This is a genomic window from Roseiflexus castenholzii DSM 13941, from assembly GCF_000017805.1.
Taxonomy (GTDB): Bacteria; Chloroflexota; Chloroflexia; order Chloroflexales; family Roseiflexaceae; genus Roseiflexus; species Roseiflexus castenholzii.
In genome coordinates, this window is the sequence record NC_009767.1 from 975,236 (window position 1) to 991,071 (window position 15,836).

At 60.7% G+C, this 15,836-nt stretch carries 13 protein-coding genes; 7 read left to right on the forward strand and 6 right to left on the reverse strand.

Going from position 1 to position 15,836, the window contains the following annotated elements; all coding sequences use genetic code 11:
* The first annotated feature begins 10 nt into the window (after positions 1-10).
* The 3 genes from RCAS_RS03855 to RCAS_RS26415 all read left to right on the forward strand — a co-directional run bounded on the left by RCAS_RS03855 (position 11) and on the right by RCAS_RS26415 (position 2,582).
* Positions 11-1,468 carry a hypothetical protein gene (locus tag RCAS_RS03855; protein WP_041330179.1) on the forward strand — a complete coding sequence of 486 codons (1,458 nt, stop codon included), beginning with the start codon at positions 11-13 and terminating at the stop codon, positions 1,466-1,468.
* A 152-nt stretch (positions 1,469-1,620) separates the two neighbouring features.
* Positions 1,621-2,397: a hypothetical protein gene (locus RCAS_RS25505; protein ID WP_012119297.1), complete on the forward strand. Its 777-nt coding sequence runs from the start codon at positions 1,621-1,623 to the stop codon at positions 2,395-2,397.
* On the forward strand, positions 2,370-2,582 hold the full coding sequence (locus RCAS_RS26415) for an SH3 domain-containing protein (RefSeq protein WP_198135993.1): 213 nt from the start codon (positions 2,370-2,372) through the stop codon (positions 2,580-2,582). The genes RCAS_RS25505 and RCAS_RS26415 overlap by 28 nt, the downstream gene beginning before the upstream one ends.
* Here the strand turns inward: RCAS_RS26415 and RCAS_RS03865 are convergent.
* A complete protein-coding gene (locus tag RCAS_RS03865) occupies positions 2,563-3,315 on the reverse strand; it encodes a sugar phosphate isomerase/epimerase family protein (RefSeq protein WP_012119298.1) in 753 nt (250 codons plus the stop codon). The two genes, RCAS_RS26415 and RCAS_RS03865, sit on opposite strands and share 20 nt — an antisense overlap.
* A 69-nt stretch (positions 3,316-3,384) precedes the next feature.
* Positions 3,385-4,341, reverse strand: coding sequence for a threonine/serine dehydratase (locus RCAS_RS03870; protein WP_232280159.1), 957 nt, complete (start codon positions 4,339-4,341; stop codon positions 3,385-3,387).
* A 211-nt stretch (positions 4,342-4,552) separates the two neighbouring features.
* Here RCAS_RS03870 and dnaN point away from each other — a divergent pair, with 211 nt between their 5' ends.
* The 4 genes from dnaN (at position 4,553) to RCAS_RS03890 (ending at position 10,974) form a co-directional block, all read left to right on the forward strand.
* Positions 4,553-5,686: a DNA polymerase III subunit beta gene (dnaN, locus tag RCAS_RS03875; protein ID WP_012119300.1), complete on the forward strand. Its 1,134-nt coding sequence runs from the start codon at positions 4,553-4,555 to the stop codon at positions 5,684-5,686.
* Positions 5,687-5,692: 6 nt separating this feature from the next.
* A complete protein-coding gene (locus RCAS_RS03880; protein WP_012119301.1) occupies positions 5,693-6,037 on the forward strand; it encodes a hypothetical protein in 345 nt (114 codons plus the stop codon).
* A 38-nt stretch (positions 6,038-6,075) separates the two neighbouring features.
* A complete protein-coding gene (locus RCAS_RS03885; protein ID WP_012119302.1) occupies positions 6,076-7,224 on the forward strand; it encodes a glycosyltransferase family 87 protein in 1,149 nt (382 codons plus the stop codon).
* Between the two features lie 1,845 nt (positions 7,225-9,069).
* The gene (locus tag RCAS_RS03890; RefSeq protein WP_012119303.1) at positions 9,070-10,974 is read left to right on the forward strand and encodes a tetratricopeptide repeat protein; all 1,905 of its coding nucleotides are present in this window, start codon (positions 9,070-9,072) and stop codon (positions 10,972-10,974) included.
* 106 nt (positions 10,975-11,080) lie between these two features.
* Here the strand turns inward: RCAS_RS03890 and RCAS_RS03895 are convergent, their stop codons facing one another.
* Genes RCAS_RS03895 through RCAS_RS03910 form a run of 4 tightly spaced genes read right to left on the reverse strand, consistent with a single transcriptional unit; the run spans position 11,081 to position 15,836 of the window.
* A complete protein-coding gene (locus RCAS_RS03895; protein WP_012119304.1) occupies positions 11,081-13,060 on the reverse strand; it encodes a DUF2079 domain-containing protein in 1,980 nt (659 codons plus the stop codon).
* Complete coding sequence (locus tag RCAS_RS03900) at positions 13,050-14,171, reverse strand: glycosyltransferase family 87 protein (RefSeq protein WP_012119305.1); 1,122 nt, start codon at positions 14,169-14,171, stop codon at positions 13,050-13,052. Before RCAS_RS03900 ends, RCAS_RS03895 begins: the two co-directional genes overlap by 11 nt.
* A complete protein-coding gene (locus RCAS_RS03905) occupies positions 14,158-15,135 on the reverse strand; it encodes a lysylphosphatidylglycerol synthase transmembrane domain-containing protein (RefSeq protein ID WP_012119306.1) in 978 nt (325 codons plus the stop codon). The genes RCAS_RS03900 and RCAS_RS03905 overlap by 14 nt, the downstream gene beginning before the upstream one ends.
* A complete protein-coding gene (locus tag RCAS_RS03910; RefSeq protein ID WP_012119307.1) occupies positions 15,132-15,836 on the reverse strand; it encodes a class I SAM-dependent methyltransferase in 705 nt (234 codons plus the stop codon). The genes RCAS_RS03905 and RCAS_RS03910 overlap by 4 nt, the downstream gene beginning before the upstream one ends.

Sequence of the window (15,836 nt, forward strand, 5' to 3'; positions counted from 1 at the left end):
TAGCGCCGATGTGTCAGACTATCAATCAGAGCCTCTGGTCAGTCCAATCCGCCGCCGCAACTGGCGTGATATTGTGCGTTTTGCGCCCCTTACCGCTCACCCGCATATCGCGCTGGTCGTGTCGCGCCGTGGTCGGGTGATTTCGGTTATTCCGGCGAATGCACGGCGGGTGCTCTCGGATTATCTCGATTGGCCCTTCGAGTACCGCGAAGTGGATATGCGTGAGCGCCTGCTCGAACTCAATCTGCGCCTCGACTCGCAGGATGCCGGGTATGCCTTCACGGTCGTGCTGCAACTGGTCTATCAGGTGGTGCGCCCTGAGCGCGTGGTGGTCGAACATATCGATGTGTTGCACGAGTTTGCGGAGGCGATCATTCAACGCGCGCGCGCGATTGCGCAGAAACTGGGCGAAAGGGGCGACGTGCACACTCCAGGCGCTGCCGAGCAGATCATTCGTACCGCCGTGCAACGCACGCTCTATCGGGTTGCTGCGCGCTTTGCGCCGTGTCAGGAACGAGAGGCTACCGCAGCAATGACCGATGAGTTATGGAACGATACAGTGCTCAAAGCCACGCTTGCTGCCAGCAATCTTGAACTGCTGCGTCCGGCGGTTCAGATTCAGGAGAGTCGGCGTGCCCTGCATCAATCTTCTCCGCATCTACTGTTTACCGACTCACAGGTCGCCGAATCATTGGCGTCAGAGGTGCAACAGGCAGACACGCAGCCGAAAGATGCGCTTCACAACGTCAAGCCATCAGATTTCGCGCGCGAGTCGCAGTCGGACGCTTCACCACACGCTCAGATGGTGAGCATGATGGGCGAAGATAAGGCGCGCGCTGCCTGGAACGGGAACGATATTCGCAGTGGTGCGTCTGTTTCGTCCTCCACGGTCTCGTCTCTCAGCCCGATCTGGGAAGATGAACAGAACGCTGCCGACGGCGCAGACGATGGACAGGCGGATATGTGGGCGACTTCGTCCAAAACTGTCGCTCTGGACACCGATACCGGCCTGCTGAGCAGTGAACGACCGGCTGCTGCGTCGCTTCCGTCAGACGGGACCCATTGGCGAGAGTCGCTCGAACCGGTCGAGCAATCAGAGATCGAGCAATCGCCGACGCGCTCAACGCCCTGCCTGCCTTCCAACGAATACTCGCGGCACGAAATCGTCGCGCGCTGGATCGAATTGTTGCGTGCCCAGGATGCGTGGGTGTTCCGATATGTTGTCCAGATGATTGTGGCGCACCCAGAAAAAACTGCGGCGGTCATTGGTGATCTGACGACCGATCCAGTGCTCTGCGACCGCGCGACCGATCCGGATTGCTCGATGTTGCTGGCGGAAACGCTGAGGGGCATTCTGGATATGGAAAGCGCTGAGCGAGGGTCTCTCGCCGATGCTGAGCAACGTGCCGTTCTGTCAGAGGAAGAGCCGGACTGGATGGTTTTGCGCCGCGTTTTCGACGACCCGTGAGATGTCTATGAGCCTCCTCACAACACTCGTGGCAACACTTGCAACACCGTCGGTTCTGTGTACGCTGGTTCTGATATTGTAGAGCGCTCCGTCTGTCCGTATTCCGATTGTCGCACCTTGCAACACCGTCGGTTCTGTGTACGCTGGTTCTGATGGCTGTGCTGGTACTCGAACTAGAACGTCGTTGGACGCGCACACGCCGGTTTGCCGGGAGGCAGGCCGGAACGCCTGCGTTCGTTCTTGATAGTCTGGTGATCCTTACGGCGCTCCTTGTGGTCACCGGCGTTGTACTCGTGCTCACACAGGCAATCGTCAGCGTGTTGCACGACACAATGGCGCAGATAAGCGGTCTGGCGTGGCAGATCAACGGGATCGTAGCCGGTTTGGTGCTTGGCTCTGCTATCGCACTGATCGCGCTGTTCGGTTTGATCCGCCGGATGACGGTTCGGCTTCCATCCGCGACGCAGCAGGCGGATCGCGCAACGATGACCCTATCGCGTCGCTCGGCGCTCGACGAATCGCATCCGTCGTCTGCTGCTCTTCCGGTAGCGCCCGATCGCGCCATGGCCGGTGATCTCGATGAAGAACCGCACCTGGTCATGCTACGGGCGCGCCACGCAAGGCTGCGCTTTGTGCCAACGCCTGAGCGACCATGGGCGCCCGACGACGTGCAGCCAGAGCCGAAACCATCTACCCGGCGCTTTCATCCGGGTGTGATGACTGTTGTTGTGTTGCTGTTGGCGGTTGGTGTCGTTGGCGGCTTGTATCGGGATGCCGTGCTGCTGATAATCTCGGGACGCAGGCGCACACGAATGTTCCAGCGCCGTTCGGCGCCGATGCTCCGGCGCCGTCGCCTGAGCCGGCGGCCTCTCCCCCGGTTACGCCGCCTTCTGCGCCGCCGATGTTGCAGGTTGTCGCCGAGCGCCTGAACCTGCGCGCCGGTCCAGGGACTGATTACCCGGTGCTTACGACCTTAAGCCGCGGCGATAAGGTCGAATATCTGGGGAAGACAGCAGGCAGCGGCGCGGATGTCTGGATACGGGTGAGGAGGGGGACGCAGGAAGGGTGGGTGTTCCGCGCCTTCCTGCAAGAACCTACTTCCCCATCGCCTTGAGCGCCTGGAGGCAGCGCCGGACGCACTCGAGCGGCGGGTAGGCATAACTCTCCTGCTCAACGATGTACCATTCCGTCCCGCCAATCGTCTCGCACAACTCGAAAATCTCGTTCCATGGCACATCACCTTCGCCGATGAGTGCCGAGTCGTTGGTGGCGGAGTATTCCTTCAGGTGCACCGTTTTCGCGCGTCCCGGATAGCGGCGCAGGAACGGCGCCGCCTGGGCGCCGCCGTGGAGCGCATTACCGGTGTCGAACTGCATGATGACATCATCGGTCGTGTTGCTAAAGAGCGTATCCCACGGCAGTTCACCCTCCATAGGCGCAAACTCGATATGATGGTTGTGATAACCGGTGCGCATGCCATACGGCTTGAGCGCAACAGCGATGGCGTTGAGCGTCTCGGCGGTCGTCAACCAGGCAGCGCGCGAGTTGCGCCACTGTTCCGCCAGACCGGGAACGATCAGAGTCGTATTGCCAAGGGTCTGATGGAACTCGATGGTGCGCGCCAGTTCATCGCCGAGTAACGTCTCGATGCCGACGTGCGCGCCGGCGACCTTAAGCCCATACGCATCGAGCCAATCGCGAATCGTTCGGGCATCGTGCCCATAGTAACCGGCAAACTCGACTCCTTCGTACCCCATGTCGGCGACTGCGGCGAGTACGCCCTGCAAATCTCGTGCTGCGTCGTCGCGCACCGAGTACAATTGCAGCGCAATCGGGATTCGCGTCATGGCACCCGTGTCCTTTCAGTGAAACGCATGCCGCCTGCTCTGGCGACACGCACCATTGTACCGCACCTCTCAGATATGCATGTCGATGACGGTACGTAACGTCGCCAGGCTGACATTACCGCCACAAATGATGATTGCTGCCGTCTTGCCGCGCATCTCTTCCTTGAGGCGCAGGTAGCCAGCGACAGCGACGCCTGCCGATCCTTCCACCAGCGTGTGCTGCGTTTCGATCATCAGGCGCATGGCGGCAGCGATCTCTCCTTCGGACACCAGCACCCATTCATCGACCAGCGCACGGCACAGATCGAGGGTGATCGCTCCCGGCTCCACGCCACCGGCCGTGCCGTCTGAGAGAGTCGGGAGAACAGGCGGCGATACCACCTCACCTGCCAGGACCGATTCGTACATCGCCGGTGAATGGATCGGCGAACAGCCGATGATGCGCACATCCGGCTGCACCGCTTTCATATAAGCGGCGATGCCGCTGATCAACCCGCCGCCGCCGACGGCAACCAGAATGGCGTCGAGACGGTCGATCTGGCGTGCCAGTTCTACGCCGATCGTTCCCTGCCCGCCGATGACCAGCGGGTCGTTGTAGGGTGAAATATAGGTCAGTCCATGGTCAGTCGCGTATGATCGCGCATATGTTTCCGTAACCACGCAATCATCGCCATAGACCCGCACATCGGCGCCGAAATCGCGCATAGCGTTCACCTTGACCGGCGATGTGTCTTCGGGGACGAAGATCAGCGCCGGCGCTCCGAGCCTCAGTGCGCTATAGGCGACGGCAGCGCCGTGATTGCCCGACGATGCTGCTACGACGCCGCGTTCACGAACGTGGGACGGCAGCGACAGCAAGACGTTCAGTGCGCCGCGCACTTTGAACGATCCGGTCGGTTGCGTGTTTTCCAACTTCAGCAATGCCCGTCCATCGGTCAGCGCACCGAGCCGGATCGACTCCTCGAGCGGCGTCGGACGCAGCGCACGCCGCAACCGTCGTGCAGCGCGCAGAATCTCGTGCAGCATGTCGTTCATGTGATGTGCGTGCCTCTGCGAATAAAGAGTTGCCGTAAGGTCTGGTTGCGTCAGATGCCCAAAAGTAGCCTCGATTGTATCGGGAATGAAGAATTACGTCAATAACAGAAGAAATGGTATAATGACACTCCCTGGTCTCAGACACGCCGCTCGCGCGATGGCGCGTCGCCGGGGAAACCTGCGCCGCTCAAGGAGTTGCCGAATGAAGCTGTCATGTCTTCAGGAGAATTTGAAACGCGGTCTCGCCGTTGTCAGTCACGCGGTCGCCGGGAAAAGCACGCTGCCGGTTCTCAGCAATATCCTGATAGCCAGTGATGACGGGCGCCTCAAACTTGCTGCGACGAATCTCGAGATTGGAATTACGTGCTGGATCGGCGCCAAAATCGAAGAGGAGGGCGCTGTCGCCGTACCGGCAAAACTGTTGAGTGATGTCGTCGGTAGTTTGCCCAATGACCGGATTGACCTTACGCTCGATGGGCGCACACAAACATTGAACCTGAAATGCGCCCGCTTTGAGAGCAATATCAAAGGGACAGAGTCCGGTGAGTTTCCCGCCATTCCAACGGTGGATAATCGCACGCCAACCGCTGTCTTCCCGCCAACATTGCTCCGTGAGACGATCCAGCAGGTGGCGTTCGCTGCCTCCACCGAGGAAACGCGCCCGGTGCTCCAGGGGGTGCAACTCCGCCTGCGCGACAACCGCGCGATCTTTGCCGCCGCCGACGGTTTCCGGCTGGCGCAGCGGATCGTCGAATTGCCGGAACCGGTCGCCCAACCACAGGATCTGATCATTCCGGCGCGTGCGCTGAATGAACTGGCGCGCATCCTCAATGACGACGAGAGCCAGGTCGAGATGATTGTCACCCATAGCGGCGGGCAGGTGCTCTTCCATACCAGCACGGTCGATCTAGTCTCACGTCTGATCGACGGCAAGTACCCTGATGTCGATCGGGTGATTCCACAGCAGTACCAGACGCGCGCCGTCCTCGACACGCAGGAGTTGACGAAGGCGGTCAAACTGGCATCCTACTTTACGGTTGCTCCATCAAATAGTGTGCGCCTGCACATGGAACCCGGCGGCGACCTGGGACCGGGGCGTATGACGATTAGCGCCAATGCGGTCGATGTTGGCGACAACAAGGGGCAGGTCGATGCCATGATCGAAGGCGAAGGCGGGCAGATTGCTTTGAATGTCAAATTTCTGTCCGATGCGATTGCCGCGATCCCGACGCCGCAGCTGGCGCTGGAAACGCAGTCGCCGCAACACCCGGCAGTGTTTAAGCCCGTCGGCGCCGATGGCTATATTCACATTGTCATGCCGATGACGGTGCGCTGATAGACGATGGACCTGCTGCACAAATATTGGCGCTGGCTGGCGTTGATCGTTCTGATCATCGTGCTGACCAATAGCCGCTCCCTGCCCTGGCCCCTGGTGACGCTGATCCTGGGAGTGGCGGCGGGGTATCTGCTCCGCGAGGGATGGATCGTCTGGCGGCGCGCTGGCGGTCCCCCGACGCGCAGCAAAGTCACCTATTGGCGCGGTCAACGCATCGAAGTCGGTCCGCCGCGCGCCGGTCCGGCGTTGCCCGACATCCGTGGTATTGGTCCTGCGCTCATTTATCTGATCCCCGGTCTCATCTTCGCCCTGGTCGCCGTTGCCGTTGTGCTGCGGAACCTGGGGTTGTGAGCGCGGCTGGTGGGCGCGGGGCGCATGCTCCTGGAGATATGAAGCGCAATCGTGAAGTGGGCGGGCGATTGCCTTATAGTGAGCCGCTTTTGCATACGCTTCTCCGTCTGCTCATTGGCGGAGGCGTTCTCTTGTGTGGCTTGCTTCTGGCGCAGCGCCTGCCGAACCCTGATCTATTCGGCGATTATGTCGCTGCATGCGCCTGGTGGCAACGTCTTCCCGAACACCTCTGGCTGGCGGGTCTAAGCAGGTGCGATGCAAACGTGGATTACAATGCGTTTGGTCCTGGTGCGCATCCTCCCTTCTCAACGGTCTTTTTCCTTCCGCTTGGCTTCCTCGCCTGGACCGATGCTCGCTTAGCATGGCTTATCATCAGTGGCGCGTGTCTGATAGGTGTCTGGCACTACTACCGCGTTCCTGTCAGTGTCTGCGCTGCAACGGCGCTTTTTGGCGTCTTCGGGTTGTATCGCGGAACGATGGAGCCTTTTCTTTTCGCGCTGATGATGGTCGCGCTGTCACAGGAAGAAGAGCGTCCGCTCTTCTCTGCCGCGCTGATCGGTCTGGCTGCGGCGATCAAGGTCTATCCGGTCCTGATGCTGGCGGCGCTGGTCATTGCGCGTCGTCTCAATGCCTTGATCGCAGGCATTGTTACCGGCGGACTTGCGACGGCCGCCGGGGATTTGGTGCTGGGAATCGGGAAAACCGGCGCCTGGATGGGGCATATGACTCCTAATGCCCTGGCATGGCGGATTAATCCGGACAATCTTTCGCTGGTCCGCATTGCAGGGGACTTCGTTCCGCAACTCTCGCCGTTGGTGGTGGCAGTCGCTCTCTTTGGTGCGGCGGTGGCGCTGCTCATCAACGCACCGCATGGACAGGTGCGGATGCACACTCTCGTACCGACCACTCTGCTTGTGACGCCATTGGTATGGAGCCACTATATTGTTCATACAGGTCTGCTTCAGTTGACGCGCCTTGAGCAGGTGTTACTATTCGCGGGCAGTGGATTGATCTTTTTGGGTATACTGGGCATCTTCCCGTTCCAGAGCGCTGCCATTGCATACGGACCGGTGCTCGCAGCACTGGTGTTGATCTGGCATCGCGCATGGCGATCTGGCACCGAACTTTCTGTTCGGAAGAAACTGTCAGGCGCCGCCCCTTCCGAATCCTCCATACCCAACTGTTGATGATTCGGTAGTGCTATCCTCCATCAGGACTACTTTCTCTCTTGTCTTCTACGCGCCTTCATCGTATGCTGATCGCACAGAGAGGCAAGAGGCGCGAGGGACCCGACAATGGCGTAGCGCGAGATTTATCTCGCATTTGTGGCGAGGCGTGAGGCGCGAGGGGCGAGGCGCGAGGGGCGAGGCGAGCGGCGTGAGAGGCGAGAGGGTCCCGGCAATGGCGTAGCGCGAGATTTATCTCGCATTTGTGGTGAGGCGCGAGGGGCGAGGCGCGAGGCGCGAGGGGCGCGGCACGAGGCGCGGGGCGCGGGGCGAGGGGCGATACCAATGACGCTTGACGATGCCGCATGCGTGTCATTCCGAGCGCAGCGAGGAATCTGCGCGGGTCGCGCACGACCCCTCGCGCGGCTCGGAGTGACCATGCCGGATGGTCACCGGTCATTGGTATGAGAGGGGCGAGGCGCGAGGGGAGAGGGACGCGGCGCGAGGGGTGATACCAATGACGCTTGACGATGCCGCATGCGTGTCATTCCGAGCGCAGCGACGGGTCATTCCGAGCGCAGCGAGGAATCTGCGCGGGTCGCGCACGACCCCTCGCGCGGCTCGGGGTGACACTGCCGGATGGTCACCGGTCATTGGTATGAGAGGGGCGAGGCGAGCGGCGTGAGAGGCGAGAGGGTCCCGGCAATGGCGTAGCGCGAGATTTATCTCGCGTTTGTGGTGAGGCGCGAGGCGAGAGGGTCCCGGCAATGGCGTAGCGCGAGATTTATCTCGCATTTGTGGTGAGGCGCGAGGGGCGAGGCGCGAGGCGCGAGGGGCGAGGCGCGAGGCGTGAGGGGCGAGGCGCGAGGGGCGAGGCGCGAGGGGTGATACCAATGACGCTTGACGATGCCGCATGCGTGTCATTCCGAGCCCTTCGCTTCGCTCAGGGTAAACGCAGCGAGGAATCTGCGCGGGACGCGCACGACCCCTCGCGCGGCTCGGGGTGACCATGCCGGATGGTCGCCGGTCATTGGTATGAGAGGGGCGAGGCGAGCGGCGTGAGAGGCGAGAGGGTCCCGGCAATGGCGTAGCGCGAGATTTATCTCGCGTTTGTGGTGAGGCGCGAGGCGAGAGGGGCCCGGCAATGGCGTAGCGCGAGATTTATCTCGCATTTGTGGTGAGGCGCGAGGGGCGAGGCGCGAGGCGCGAGGGGCGAGGCGCGAGGGGCGCGGCACGAGGCGCGGGGCGCGGGGCGAGGGGCGATACCAATGACGCTTGACGATGCCGCATGCGTGTCATTCCGAGCCCTTCGCTTCGCTCAGGGTAAACGCAGCGAGGAATCTGCGCGGGACGCGCACGACCCCTCGCGCGGCGCGGAGTGACCATGCCGGATGGTCACCGGTCATTGGTATGAGAGGGGAGAGGCGCGAGGGGAGAGGGGCGAGGCAAGAGGGGCGAGGCAAGAGGGGCACGACAACAGCGTAACGCGAGATTTATCTGGCATTGGTAGAGAGGGACGAGGGGCGCGACAACAGCGTAACGCGAGATTTATCTGGCATTGGTGGCGAGGGGCGCGACAACAGCGTAACGCGAGATTTATCTGGCATTGGTGGCGAGGGGCGCGACAACAGCGTAACGCGAGATTTATCTGGCATTGGTGGCGAGGGGCGCGACAACAGCGTAACGCGAGATTTATCTCGCATTGGTAGAGAGGGACGAGGGGCGCGACAACAGCGTAACGCGAGATTTATCTCGCATTGGTAGAGAGGGACGAGGGGTGGAAGGAGGAAAGGTCGTTGAACGTTGAAGATGGGAAGGTGGAACATGATCTCCTAACCCCTGATTTCTGACCGGAGCACACATTCTATGACAACAACGACGAACGACTGGCTCCAGCAGGGCATTGCAGCCGCGCGCGCCGGGCAGCGCGCGCAGGCGCGTCAATTCTTCGTGCGGGCTATTCAGGAGAATCAGTATAACGACGATGCGTGGGTCTGGCTCGCCGGTGTTGTCGATAATCCCGCAGATATGCGGCGCTGTCTGCAACAGGCGCTGCGGATCAATCCGCTCAACCCGCAGGCGCGTCAGGGGATCGCCTGGCTTGATCGGCAGACACGGCAGGCGCAGAAGGCATCATCATCTGCTACCAATATGAATGATGGTCAGAAGCCATCGTCGTCTGCTACCGCGCACTCATCCGTCCAGGCTGAAAATCAGGTGGACAAGACATCGTCTCAGAATCAGAGTCATTCCCCAGCGACGGACGGCTCTCTGTCAGTATCTCAATCGAGTGCATCAGCGAAACCGGCGTCTGCTCACGACTCCCATGCGCCTGGCACTCCTGAGCCTGCTCCGAAACCCGCTCGTCGTTTCTCGTGGTTCGGCAAGTCCAAACCGGCTCACAGCGCCGTTGCCGACGACTCTGCCACCGTGGCGGCAGCGCCACAGCCTGCCCGCCGCTTTTCGTGGTTCGACAGGTCTGCTGCGCCTACCACTCCCGACGAAGCCGCAGGCGGCGCGCATGGTGCGAAGCCCGCTCGTCGTTTCTCGTGGTTCGGCAAGTCCAAACCGGCTCACAGCGCCGTTGCCGACGACTCTGCCACCGTGGCGGCAGCGCCACAGCCTGCCCGCCGCTTTTCGTGGTTCGACAGGTCTGCTGCGCCTGCTGCGCCCGCCACCCCAGACGAGGCGCCTGGCGCGGCTTCCACGGCACAGCCTGCCCGCCGCTTCTCGTGGTTCGGCAAATCCAACGCCGTAGCAAAGCCAATGGTTGCCGCAGCCGCGACGGCTACCGTGGCAGGAGCGGCGGGCGCCACACCGCCTGCGTCCGCAGCGCCCCCGGCTGCTCCTGGCGCAAAGCCGCGCCGCAAAGAAAAGGTGCTGCCGCCGGAAGAAGGCGACCCGGCGCGCGACTGCTGCCCATACTGCGGCGAGTTGAACAAACCGGATCGCCAGTGGTGCCGTCGCTGCGACCGCAGTCTGATGATCCGTGGACCGGTGCGCGATCAACGTTCTCCCTGGCTCTCGATTCTCGGCATCCTCTGGGTGCTTGGCGGTGTGCTGGGCATTCTGGGCGCTATTGCAGGGTTGATCGTCGCGCTGGCGCTCTACAACTCGGCAAGAGGCAGTCTTTCGGATTTTCCGCTCGTCATTGTGGTGGTCTTCGTGATTATCGCTTTGCTCTATGGTGGGCAAATTGCGATTGCGCGCGCGATGATGAACCGCGCCCGCTGGGCGTACTGGATCATCGCCGTTGTGACTGTGCTGCAACTCGGCGGCTCGCTGTTCGGGGCACTCGGCGCCATTGCGACGATCGGCAATTTCATCACTCAGGCGCAGGCGTTCCTTCCCTCGCAGGAAGCCGTATCCGCAGTCGCCGCGTTCACCAGCCTCTTAGGGACGATTATTATGGTCGATGTTGGCATCAAAGCCTTCTTCATGCTCCTGGTCGGATTGAGCTGGCGCGATTTCTACGGACCCAAAGAGCGATTCGTCTCCGAAGTGCGCGGCGCTACCGACTACGAACTGTTCAACATCGGTCTGGCATTACAACGCAAAGGCATGTGGTGGATGGCGATGAAGCAGTGGGAAGCGGCGGTCGCCAACTCGCCGCGCGATGTCGATTACCTCCACGCCCTGACCGTCGCCTACGCAAAGCTTGAGCAGTGGGATAAGGCGCGTGAAACGATTGCCAGAGCGATCACTGTTGCGCCGGACAATCAGGCGCTGAAACAGGTGCAGGAGCGTATCGAGCGAATGAGCGCGGCGTAGAGCAACTCGTCAGGCGGGTCTGAGGCTTGCCCTTGCGTGGAGGCGGGTCTGAGACTCGCCTGACACGTGGTCCCAGGCGCTGTGTAGAGCGCTCTCAGAGCGCCGGTCACGGCGTCACTTCAATGAACGTCACCACATATTCGGCAGTTCCTGCCATTCGACTGCGCTCATCGGTCAATGTCGCATCCGGGTGACGCACATCGTACCATCCAACGCGCCAGGCATAGCGCCCCGGCGGAGTATCAGGCGGCACGAGCACATCGAAGGTCTCTTCGATCACGTCTCCTGCCGACCATTCCCATACCGGATGCAGCGCGTAGCCGGGGAGATGGACAAACCGCGCTCCCGGCGCGCCATCCAGCCGGCTCACCGCAACGAACTTCACCCCTGGCGGCAGCGCCGCACGCACTCGCCACGCGAAGGAAGCACGCAATCGCCGCTCACCAATAACCTCAATATTCGCGCGCACCAGATCGAACGGACCGAACTGCTGCAAGACAGAGGCGCCATTGTCGTCCACAACCGATACACGATTGACCAGCGCGTGACCGGAATCGGCATCGCGTTCAAAGAGAAGCAGTCCATCTTCCATGTCCACCAGCGCGAATGACGGATCGCGTAGCAGGATGGCAATTGCTTCGCGGTCGTAATCGAGACCGCCGCCATACCCATCGTCGAGTTGCAGATACCAGTCGAACAGAGCATCGGGCAGCGCATACTGCACCTGCGGCAGCAGGTCGGGCAAGTGTTCGGGGCGCGCCTCGAACGGGTAGCGCACCAGATAGACCGTTTCGCGGTTCACCAGGTGTGTTGCGACAAAGGTGGAAGCCGCGAGAGGCGCATCGGGCGGCACACGGGTCGTCAGGAACGCCGCCAGGCGCGCATCGCGCGGAGTGACGCCGTAGACCGACCGGTCGAAGCCATAGCCGGGCGCACCGATCCAGAACAAAGGGTTGAGCGGAGTATTGACCAGCAACGCGCTGAAGATCGCCGTTACCGCCACGGTGAAGCCAAGATCGCCGCGCCAGGATCGTCCCCGATGTCGCGGCTCGCCAGGGAGCGATGGCGTCGTGCGTTGCATGCGCGCTGCGCCATCGATTGTCGCCATCACAAGGAAGGGCGCGACCAGCGCATAATGGTGGTAGCGATAGTCGAAGGCGCCGCCAGGACCGGTGGAAATAAGCATGGCGCCTGCCAGCGGCAACCCGGGCAGCAGCCAGCGCCAACCGCGCCACGCAACGAGCAGCGCCGGACCGAAGACCACCACAGCGTTGAGCAGGCGGTCGGGCAGGGTCGCCGCAATTTCGTGGATCGCGCCGAAATAGTACGCCAGATAGTTGCCGGTGATCTCGGCGGCGCCGCCAGCCGATTGTGTGGCAAACAACGGTCGAATGACGAAGAACGCCAGCGCGCCGTAGACGCCGCCTGCGAGGGTAGTCAGCATCCCGGCGCGGCGTTGTTCTTCCCACAACCACACCACAACACCGATGCCAACGACCAGTGCTGCGACATAGAACTTCATACTGAGCGCCAGCGCCGTCCAGAGCGCGAACCGGCGCCAGGAGCGCACATCGAGCGCATCAAGCGCCAACAGAATCAGCGGCGCCGCAACCGTATCAGCGTGAAAATCGAAGAGCACGCTCGTCTGCGCGGTTGGGTAGAGCAGATAGATCAATGTCAGGCAGCGCGCCGCATACGGCATAGCCCGTTCTCCGCTGTACGGCGCATCGAGGCGTCGCCAGGCGAGACGGTACACCGGGATGGCGCCGAGGGCAAAGAGCGCCGCCTGGGCGACCAGCAGCATGCGCGGATCGGGCCAGAGCGCATAGAAAGGTGCAAACAAAAAGTAGCCGACCTCGACATGCCCGGCCAGGCGTGACGCACGCGATCCTTCAGGGCGGGAGTAGAGCAGCGGCTCGCCGCGCGTCGCGCTCCAGATGGACTGCGCCATGTTGCCCAGATCGTACATGCCGGCGTTGAAGCCCTCGTAGCGTGCCACGCTCAACCAGCCGAGCATGCCGCCGATCAGCAGGAGCGCGATCCAGAGGAAAGGATCGCGGAGAGACGGATGAGGTTCAGCGGACATCTGACGTGCTCTTTTTTCGGGCAATAGGATAATGCTGCACGATCATACGACGGATGGCTTCCAGCCAGAGGATGAACAGTCCTGCCAGCATTGGCGCGACAATGAACGCTTCGGTTTCGTAAGAAAGGGGAAAAAGACCAATACGCGCGAGCAACGAAATGCCGCCACCGATGCCGAGGAAGTATGCAGCCACGCGGTTGGAATACGCAAGACCGACACATGCGATATAGTGTGGTCCGACCAGCGGACTGCCAAGTATCATAACCGGCAGTAGTGTTCGCCAGTCCCCGCTACGATAACGATAGAGATACGGCGCAATCGGCGCTAACAAGGCCAAAATCATCCCAAGAGATAATAGCGATGTTGGAATATCAGGAAACACCAGACTCACCAATCGAACCGCCGACGCGTTTCCGGCAGAAGCAATGTAGCGTTCGATATTCCAGGGAATATATGCAATCCAGTCAGCGAGCGCATCCCCTCCCACAAGTCTATCGGCAACAAGTGTTGCTATAAGCGCTGCCAGAACGCCCGATGCTCCTTCCTTCCAGCGGCGAGCGATCAACAGTGCGAGAAGCAATATCCCTGGATAAATCTTGATCGCGGCAGTTACTCCTATGAGTACTGCCGATACGTTTGCACGAGATGATCTCATGCGAAGCGCTATAGCCAGCGCCAGGAGAACGATCGGTTCCAATGACCCCAATGACAGACCTATCACCCACATAGACGCCGTAGCCAAAGCCATTTTATGGTCAACCTGAGCGTAGCGCCATGCGATCACGATCGAAAAACTGCCGATGAGAAGCCAGATCGCGCGCGCCGTCTTGAATGGAAGAAGACCAAATGGCAACACGATCATGGTCGCAAAAGGCGGATGCGCCGTCTGATAAGCGCCGGTGACGTTATCCTCTGGACAACAGGCCTCGAAGATGAGAAAGGTCGGTGTGCCAGGATCCATACCATGCCACCACGCCCATGCTGCGGCATAATCTTGGGCGAAGTCGGCGCCGCTTTCCCGGCTGATAACGATCAGCGTTGCGACAAGGAAGCCGGTGGCAGTCATGATCATCAGACGTCGTGCAGCGCGATGATCGTTAGGCTTGGGCATCGTCAGGCATCTCTTTCTTGCCGGTGGTTGAGGCACGTTTGTCAATGGAAGAGATGATCGCTACCAGCGTGGGCAAGCCGGTCAGACTGCAAAGCAACAGCAACATTCGGGCAATCATCGCAGCCGCCACTGCCTGATCGGGTGTAAGACCGACGCGCATGAGCAATGCTGCCGTCACTCCCTCACGCACGCCCAGACCGCCAGGAGTGAGCGGCAATAACCCGAACACCCCCGCAAGGGGCCAGAGAATCATGGTTGCAACCGGTGCGTCGGATTTGACAGATATCGCAAGCAACCAGAAACTGAGCGCATTGTTTGTATGAAACATCACCGATAGACCCAGACATGCAACGATCGTTCCGAGATTGTTGCGGTAGGGAGTGATGACATCCTGGAGTTGTGCAATGATGCGTTCCATCCAATGCGGCACGCGCGCTAGGCGGAGCGGCAGGAAGCCAGAAAGCGCAGCAAACCCGACGGTGGTGAGCGCCATCCCTAAGCCTGCGCCTATGGGCGCCCAGGCGGGCGCATCCAGCACGTCAGGTAGGAATGCAAGCGTCAGTGACGCCATTGCTACCAGTGCTAACAACCCCGTGAGCCGTTCCATAACCACGCTTGTCCAGACACCGGCTCGGTTGCCGAGCGCGCGAGCTGCCGCGTACCCGCGCCCAAGATCACCGCCAATATCTGAAGGCAACAGCGTACCGGCCAGCGCTCCCATCAAATACCACTCCACCAGACGCGCAAACGATGCGCGAATGCCCTGAGCACGTAGCAACAGATGCCATTTGAGGCAGCTCAACATCACCCCAACGAAATAGATGACGATGCTTCCGGCTAACGGAAACGGATGGGCTGCGATGATTGTCTGCCACACCGATCGGGTGTTGGCGAATTGCACAACCAGTAGCACGATTAGCGCTATCCCCAAACCGACACGAATCCAATGCGACCAGTGTTTCATCCTGCTACTCGACCGATCATCAGGATTGCCCCCGCGAAAGTCAGCCGTAGTTTGTAGAGTTTCTCTCCAACTATTCCCGGCACTGTCCGGGCGATCATGCCCATGACGTGTCCACCGAATGTTTGCCCGGCACACCATCCCACTATGCCGGTGAGCGGACCATAGAGGTTGCATTCGTCAAGAATAGTCAAACCTGTATCGTGATACATTTGACGCAATCGACGACGGGTCGTGACGAAACTATGGCTGTAGTCGCAATTCCAGAAATCCTCTCGCAGCGCAAGATAGTCTGGCGCAACGATGGCGACCAGTCCGCCGCGTTTCGCTACCCGGCGCATTTCCTCCAGAAACGCAAGCGCATCGTTGTATGCAGGGCTATGCTCAATGACATGGGATGCAAAGGTGATGTCGAACATCTCATCAGCGCACGGAATCTGCGTTGCTCGAGCCTGCATGCCGTTGTGGCTGCGATCCGCCAGACCTCTCAACAGACGGATATTAATATCGAGTGCGCAATAGCGAACGTGATGTTGGCGACAGGCGTCAGCAAACACGCCTCTTCCGGGTCCGATTTCGAGCAGAGATGCAGCCGAGGGCGACGCCTGCATCAAACGGTCAAGCACGTAGCGCGCCTGTGCGCGCACCCATCCTATGCCTGCTGCGGTCGCAGCCCGCTCGCCATAATAATCGTAGAATGGCAT

What these genes read in the sequence shown, in the direction of transcription:
- RCAS_RS25505 (WP_012119297.1), top strand. Translation starts at nt 1,621, where the DNA reads ATGGCTGTGCTGGTACTCGAACTAGAACGTCGTTGGACGCGCACACGC.
- RCAS_RS26415 (WP_198135993.1), top strand. Translation starts at nt 2,370, where the DNA reads ATGTTGCAGGTTGTCGCCGAGCGCCTGAACCTGCGCGCCGGTCCAGGG.
- RCAS_RS03865 (WP_012119298.1), bottom strand. Translation starts at nt 3,315, where the DNA reads ATGACGCGAATCCCGATTGCGCTGCAATTGTACTCGGTGCGCGACGAC.
- RCAS_RS03870 (WP_232280159.1), bottom strand. Translation starts at nt 4,341, where the DNA reads ATGCTGCACGAGATTCTGCGCGCTGCACGACGGTTGCGGCGTGCGCTG.
- dnaN (WP_012119300.1), top strand. Translation starts at nt 4,553, where the DNA reads ATGAAGCTGTCATGTCTTCAGGAGAATTTGAAACGCGGTCTCGCCGTT.
- RCAS_RS03880 (WP_012119301.1), top strand. Translation starts at nt 5,693, where the DNA reads ATGGACCTGCTGCACAAATATTGGCGCTGGCTGGCGTTGATCGTTCTG.
- RCAS_RS03885 (WP_012119302.1), top strand. Translation starts at nt 6,076, where the DNA reads ATGAAGCGCAATCGTGAAGTGGGCGGGCGATTGCCTTATAGTGAGCCG.
- RCAS_RS03890 (WP_012119303.1), top strand. Translation starts at nt 9,070, where the DNA reads ATGACAACAACGACGAACGACTGGCTCCAGCAGGGCATTGCAGCCGCG.
- RCAS_RS03895 (WP_012119304.1), bottom strand. Translation starts at nt 13,060, where the DNA reads ATGTCCGCTGAACCTCATCCGTCTCTCCGCGATCCTTTCCTCTGGATC.
- RCAS_RS03900 (WP_012119305.1), bottom strand. Translation starts at nt 14,171, where the DNA reads ATGCCCAAGCCTAACGATCATCGCGCTGCACGACGTCTGATGATCATG.
- RCAS_RS03905 (WP_012119306.1), bottom strand. Translation starts at nt 15,135, where the DNA reads ATGAAACACTGGTCGCATTGGATTCGTGTCGGTTTGGGGATAGCGCTA.
- RCAS_RS03910 (WP_012119307.1), bottom strand. Translation starts at nt 15,836, where the DNA reads ATGCCATTCTACGATTATTATGGCGAGCGGGCTGCGACCGCAGCAGGC.